This window comes from Pseudomonas ekonensis, assembly GCF_019145435.1.
GTDB lineage: Bacteria > Pseudomonadota > Gammaproteobacteria > Pseudomonadales > Pseudomonadaceae > Aquipseudomonas > Aquipseudomonas ekonensis.
Genome location: NZ_JAHSTS010000002.1, coordinates 479,744 through 486,195, shown reverse-complemented (window position 1 = coordinate 486,195; position 6,452 = coordinate 479,744). Strand labels below are relative to the sequence as shown.

Sequence of the window (6,452 nt, the reverse complement as noted above, 5' to 3'; positions counted from 1 at the left end):
AACCTGTCCTGAAACCGGAAACACCGAACGGGCGCCCATGGCGCCCGTTCGGTTTGGAGAATTGAATGTCGTTGAATCCTGATATCGCCGCGTTCCTGCAACTGGTCGGCAACGGCCGGGCCAGCGGCAAGCGCGCGGGCATGCATGAGCTGAGCCCGGAGCAGGCCCGTGAGCAGTTCGATCAATCGTCGCTGCTGATGGACGCCGGCGGCGAAGACCTCGCCGTCGTCGACGAACTGCGCTTGCCGGTGCGTGACGGCGCGCTGCTGGACGCGCGGATCTATAGCGATAAACCGCTGCAGCCTGGGGCGAAACGCCCGGCGCTGCTGTATTTCCATGGCGGCGGCTACGTGGTCGGCAGTCTCGATTCCCACGATTCGCTGTGCCGGGCGTTGGCGTCGATGGCCGACTGCGTGGTGCTGTCGGTGGCTTACCGGCTGGCGCCGGCGTTCCGTTTCCCGACCGCCGCCGACGATGCGCGGGACGCCTGGGACTGGCTGATGGGCAGCGCCCAGGACCTGGGCATCGACACCGCCCGCCTGGCGATCGCCGGCGACAGCGTCGGCGGCAGCCTGGCGACGGTGCTCGCCGCGCAACTGACCCAGGCGCCGGTGCGGCCCCTGCTGCAGGTGCTGATCTACCCGGTCACCGACGCCAGCCGCAGCACGCCGACCATCGAGCGCTATGCCGAGGGCTATCTGCTGGAGAAGGCGTCCCTGGAGTGGTTCTACAGCCATTACCAGCGCAGCGCCGAAGACCGCCTCGACCCGCGCTTCTCGCCGCTGCTGGGCGAGCCGTCGGCGCAGGTGGCGCCGGTGCTGCTGGTGTTGGCCGAATGCGATCCGCTGCACGACGAGGGCGTGGCGTATGCCCGTCATCTGCAGGCGGCGGGGGTGGCGGTGGAACTGAAGGTCTACGAGGGCATGACCCACGACTTCATGCGCATGGGCGCGATCGTCGATGAGGCCGAAGAGGCGCAGCAGCACATCGCCGAGCGGTTGAGGGCGGTGTTCGGCCTGTAGGCTGCACGTTGAGGGAAGGAGAGGCCGCTGACAGCGGCCTTTTTTGTGGGCGGGGATTTTGTGGCCGATGGCATCACAGACGGCAAAACGCCGGCAGATGCCGGCGTTTTGCGTGACGCGGGGCGTGTTACCAGTTGTAGGTCACGTCGGCGGTCATGGTGCGGCCTTCGCCGTAGTAGCAGTCCAGGGTGCTGTTGCAGCTGGCGACGTATTTCTCGTCGGTGAGGTTTTCCAGGTTCATCTTCACCTTCACGCCTTTGATGTGCAGCGGCGATTTTTCCAGGTCGTAGGAGACCATGGCGTCATACACGGTGTACGACGGGATCTGGAAGGAATCCTCTTCGTAGTCCGAGCCGTAGCTGCTGCGCACGTAGCGGGTGCCCAGGCCCATGCCCAGGCCGGCCAGCGAGGTGGAGAGGTCGAAGTCGTAGTTGATCCAGGCCGACGCGGTCAGCGGCGGGCTCATGGCCAGGGTGCGGCCTTCACGGCCGTCGTTCACGCTGCGCCACTTGATCTGGTTGCGCGACACGGAAGCCAGCACGCGCACGTTCTGGGTCACGTTGACCTTGCCTTCCAGCTCAACGCCGCGCGAACGCACCGAACCGCTCTGGATGCTGAAGCCAGGGTTGAGCAGGTCGTTGGTGAGCATGTTGTTCTGGTCGATCTGGTACGCCGACAGCTGGATGAAGCCGTCGATGGACTTCGGCTCGTACTTGATGCCCACTTCGTACTGCTTGCCTTCGGTCGGTTCGAACCCGCGGCCGTTGAGGTCGGCGCCGGTCTGCGGCAGGAACGATTCGGCGTAGCTCACGTACGGCGTCATGCCGTTCTCGAACTCGTAGCCGAAGCCGGCGCGGCCGGTGAACTTCTCGTCCTTGATGTTGGAGTGGTTGCCGCCCAGCGGTTCCTTGTTGATGGTCTCGGCCCAGTCGTAGCGGCCGCCCAGGGTCAGGAACCACTGGTTCCAGCGCATCTGGTCCTGGGTGTACAGGCCGGTCTGCTTGACGGTGTTGTCCCACTTGTACGGCTGGCGGAAGTTGAACTGGCTGCCGTAGACCGGGTTGTACAGGTCGATGGCGGGGCCGGTGCGGTCGTAGCGGCCGAGGAACTTGGAGTTGAAGTGGTAGTAGTCCACGCCCAGCAGCAGGGTGTGGTCCACTTCGCCGGTCTTGAACTTGGCCTGGGCGATGTTATCGATGCCGTAGACCGTGTTGTGCTGGGCCCAGTCCACGCCGTAGCGGGTCTGGTAACTGCCGTCGTCGATGCCGGTGTTGGGGTTGGGCAGGAACGAGTAGCCGTGCAGCGGCGCGACGTAACGGTCGTTGAGGTCGGCGTAGCGGGCGTTCTGCTTGAGGGTCCAGACGTCGTTGAGTTCGTGGGCCAGCTCGTAGCCGACCACGAACTGCTCGCGGTCGTACTTGTTCAGGCCCGGCTCGCCGAGGAACAGGCTGCGGCTGATGCGGCCGTTCGCGCTGCGGTGCACGGTGCCGTCGGCCGGCAGGCCTTGCGCCTCGGGGGTGTCGCGGTCTTTCTGGTACTGGCCGTAGACGGTGAGGCTGGTGCTGTCGTTCGGCAGCCAGGTCAGGCTCGGCGCGAGCAGCATGCGGTTCTGGTCGGCGTAGTCGATCTGCGAGTTGCTGTCGTTGATCACGCCGGTGAGGCGGTAGAGGAACTCGCCCTGGTCGTCGATCGGGCCGCCGAGGTCGAAGGCGCCGTATTTGCGGTCGTAGCTGCCGCCGCCGATGATCACTTCGTGCAGCGGCGTGGCGGTCGGGCGCTTGCCGACCATGTTGACGATGCCGCCGGGCTGGTTCTGGCCGTACAGCACCGACGCCGGGCCCTTGAGCACTTCGATGCGCTCCAGGGTGTACGGGTCGATCTGCAGCGAGCCACCGGTGCTGCCGCCGCCGTAGGGCAGGTGCAGGCCGTCGAGGTACAGCGGGGTCGGCGAGAAGCCGCGGGAGGTCGGTTCGTCGAAGATCTTCACCCGGTCGGAGAAGCCGCCGCCGGTCATGCCGGCGGTGTAGCGCAGGGCCTCGGTGACCGACTGCGAGCCGCGCATCTTGATTTCGTCCTGGGTGACGACGTTGATGGTCTGCGGGATCTCGTTGAGCGGGGTGTCGGTCTTGGTGCCGGTGGCGCTGCGCTTGGCCACGATCCCGTCGACCGGGCCCCAGGCCGATTCCTGTGCGGCGGTGATGCTGGTCGGCGCCAGGTCCAGGCTGGCGCCGCTGCTGCGCACGCGCAACGCGACGCTGTTGCCCTGGACGCTGTAGGCGATGTCCGTGCCTTGCAGCAGCTGCGCCATGGCGGCGGTCGGTTCCAGGTTGCCGCTGACGGCGGTGCTGCGCAGGCCGCTGACTTCATCCGGGCTATAGAGCACTTGCAGGTTGGTCTGGCGGCCGAATTCCTGCAAGGCGCTCCCCAGCGACTGGGCAGGAATGTCGATCGCCACGGCGGCGGCCTGGGCCATGCCGGTCATCGGCAGGGTCATGGCCAGCGCGCAAAGGGCCGGAAGCGTTGGGCGGAAGGAGCGGCGGATCAGCAGAGCCTTGGCGAGCGGGTGGAGTCCGTGCGGTGCGGGCATTGTTCTTCTACTCTTCAAAGTGTTGACTGAGAACTATTTCTATTAACTGTAAGTAAGACGTTGAGCCTCCGGAAAACCGGAAAGGCCCAACGCACTTTTTTTACGAATTTTTCACAGTCAGGCGGGTTGCGGCTCGGTGACCACTTTGCCGGCGTTCATGCGCACCAGTTGGTCGGCGATGTCGAAGTAACGGTCGTCGTGGGAGATGACGATGATGGTCTTGCCCAGGCGCTTCAGGTCCGGCAGCAGCTCCGTGTAGAAGATCCGGCGGAAGGTCGGGTCCTGGTCGGCGGCCCACTCGTCGAACACCAGCACCGGACGCTCTTCGAGCCAGGCGTTGATTAGCGCCAGGCGCTTGCGCTGGCCGGTGGACAGGTCGGTGGTGGTGAACGAGCCGTCGCGCACGCTGACCTTGTGGGCGATCTCCAGGCGCTGCAGGTATTTGTTGGCGTCGTCGGGAATGTGCGTGTCGCCCTGCACTACGTCGTCGAACAGGTAGTAGTCGGCGAAGATGGTGGTGAACAGTTGGCGGTAGTCGTCGCGGGTGAGGGCGGTGACCGCCTGGCCGTTGAGGCGGATCTCGCCCTGCTGCGGCGCGTACAGGCCCAGCAGTAGCTTGATCAGTGTGGTCTTGCCGCAGCCGTTTTCGCCGACGATGAAGATGATGTCGCCTTGTTCGATCTTCAGGTTCACGGGGCCCAGGCGGAACGGCGCGGCGCCCTCGACGGTGGGGAAGCTGTACGACACGTCGGACAGTTCCAGGCTGTGCACCGGCGTCTTGCGGTTGCCTTGGTCGCTGAGCAGCAGGTGCGGCTCCGGCGACGAGAACTGCTCGGACAGTTCGGCGATGCGGCGGAACGCGATCTGCGCACGGCTGACGATCGGCAAGGTGCCGATGATGTGCTCCAGCGGGCCTTTCATGTACAGCAGCACCAGCACGAAGCCGCTCATCACGGCTTTGTCGGCGCTCGGCCACAGCGATTGCAGGGCCAGCGCCAGGCCGATCACCACGAAGAACAGCATCGAGCCCAGGGTCTTGGCGACCACGAAGATGTTCACCGAGCGCACCTGGGTGTCGCAGATGCGGTCGGCGGTGGCCTCGATGCCGGAAACGAACATGCGGTGCCGGCGCGGGCGGTGGATGCGCAGTTCCTTGGCGCCTTCGGCGACGGCGTTGTAGTGCTTCTGCAGTTCGTCCTCGTGGTCGCGGGCCTTCATGAAACCCTGCATGCCGCGCCCGCGGGCGATGTACTGGATGACGGTGCCGATCAGGATCGCCGCCGCCATCAACAGGAACATCGGCCACGACAGCATCGCCAGGTAACCCATGCAGCCGAGGGTGACGGTCAGGGAAATGGCCAGCGGCGCGAAGGCGAAGGCGAAGTCGCTGATGGTGTCGACGTCGTGGGTCAGCACCGGGATCAGGCGGTGGCTGCGGTAGCGTTCGATCTGCTCGATGGGCGCCGACAGCACCTTTTCGCCCAGTTCTTTGCGCAGCCTGGCGATGATGTGCTGGCCGACGAAGTTGGTGCCGATGTCGGAGAAGATCGAACTGGCCAGCGCCAGCAGGCACAGGCCGGCGAAGGCGGCGACCACGGTGCTGGTCAGGCCGCCTTCGTCGTGCAGGGCGCCGTTGATCGTCGCCAGCAGGGCGGTGACGCTCAGGCCGCCGACCATGCCGAGCAGGATCGAGCCGGCGACGATCAGCCGAAAGGGTTTGAGCAGGGCGAACAATTCATTGATCACCCCGCGTGTTGGTTTGCTCATGGAGGTTCCCTGCTTGAAAAAGCGGCGAAGGCCGACAGCGGTGGCGGCTTAGCCTGGGTGACGTAGAAGAGGGCGGGGGCGCGCCGCAACGGATCGCGCCCACCTGTAGAACGACTGGAGGGAGGGTTAATTTAGCGGTGCTGCGGGCTCACAGATCCCGGGCGACGCGGAAGCCGATCCAGTCGCCGCGCTCGGTCGGCACCAGCGCGTTGCGGTTGCCGGAGCGGGAGAACACCGGCGCTTCGCCCCAGTCGTTGCCGCGGATGCGCTTGAATTCGCACTTGCCGGTCTGCCAGGCGCTGCCGTCGTTCGGTGCGCCGACGTAGTTCTCGTTGTAGCAGTCGGCGGTCCACTCGTAGACGTTGCCGTGCATGTCGTACACGCCGAAGGCGTTGGCCGGGAAGCTGCCGGCCGGGGCGGTGAAGTTGTAGCCGTCCGCCGCGCCGTAGGTGTTGGCGTGCTTGGCGATGCTGTATTCCTTGCCTTCATCGAACGGGAACGGGAACGGCCCTGGGGTGCCGCCGCGGGCGGCGTATTCGCGCAGGGACTCGCTGACCAGGCGGTACTGCTTGCCGGTCTTTTTCGACAGCCACGCCACGTAGGCGTTGGCCTCGGCGAAGTCCATGCACACCGCCGGATGGCGGTCGGTGTACTGCTTGCGCGGGTCACTGCCCGCGTAGTCGGGAATCCCGGCCTTGCACGCACGGCCCGGGCGATCGTCGCCGTCGGGCATGCGGTAGCCGGTCTCGTTGAGGTAGGCGAACCATTCGCCCTTGAGCACCTGGAAGCGGCTGATGGCCAGCGGCTTGGCGAACGTCACCTCGTGCATCGGGCCTTCGTCCGGTTCGCGGCCGACCTCATCGTCCGGGGTGCCCATGGTGAAGGTGCCGGTGGGCAGCACGACCATTTCCGGGCAGTCCTTGCAGTCCTTGAACACCTTGCCCGGCGCCGGCGGGGTGGCGGCCTGGGCGGCGCCCGGCAAGAGGGCGGCGGCCAGGGCGGTCAGCGCCAGGGCCGGCAGGGCCATCAGGGAAAAACGTCGCGGTTCTCGGTTCATTTCATGCCTCTCAAAAAAA

4 protein-coding genes are annotated in these 6,452 nt (G+C 65.7%); 1 reads left to right on the top strand and 3 read right to left on the bottom strand.

What is annotated here, in order from left to right; genetic code table 11:
- Positions 1 to 65: 65 nt before the first annotated feature.
- Complete coding sequence (locus KVG96_RS15225) at positions 66 to 1,022, top strand: alpha/beta hydrolase (RefSeq protein ID WP_217892881.1); 957 nt, start codon at positions 66 to 68, stop codon at positions 1,020 to 1,022.
- Between the two features lie 127 nt (positions 1,023 to 1,149).
- Here KVG96_RS15225 and KVG96_RS15220 read toward each other — a convergent pair whose 3' ends face one another.
- The 3 genes from KVG96_RS15220 to pvdO form a co-directional block, all read right to left on the bottom strand.
- On the bottom strand, positions 1,150 to 3,609 hold the full coding sequence (locus tag KVG96_RS15220; protein ID WP_217892880.1) for a TonB-dependent siderophore receptor: 2,460 nt from the start codon (positions 3,607 to 3,609) through the stop codon (positions 1,150 to 1,152).
- Positions 3,610 to 3,726: 117 nt separating this feature from the next.
- Positions 3,727 to 5,376, bottom strand: a complete 1,650-nt coding sequence (locus KVG96_RS15215) for a cyclic peptide export ABC transporter (protein ID WP_217892879.1) — start codon at positions 5,374 to 5,376, stop codon at positions 3,727 to 3,729.
- Positions 5,377 to 5,524: 148 nt separating this feature from the next.
- Positions 5,525 to 6,433, bottom strand: a complete 909-nt coding sequence (pvdO, locus tag KVG96_RS15210; RefSeq protein WP_217892878.1) for a dihydropyoverdine dehydrogenase — start codon at positions 6,431 to 6,433, stop codon at positions 5,525 to 5,527.
- Positions 6,434 to 6,452: the final 19 nt, after the last annotated feature.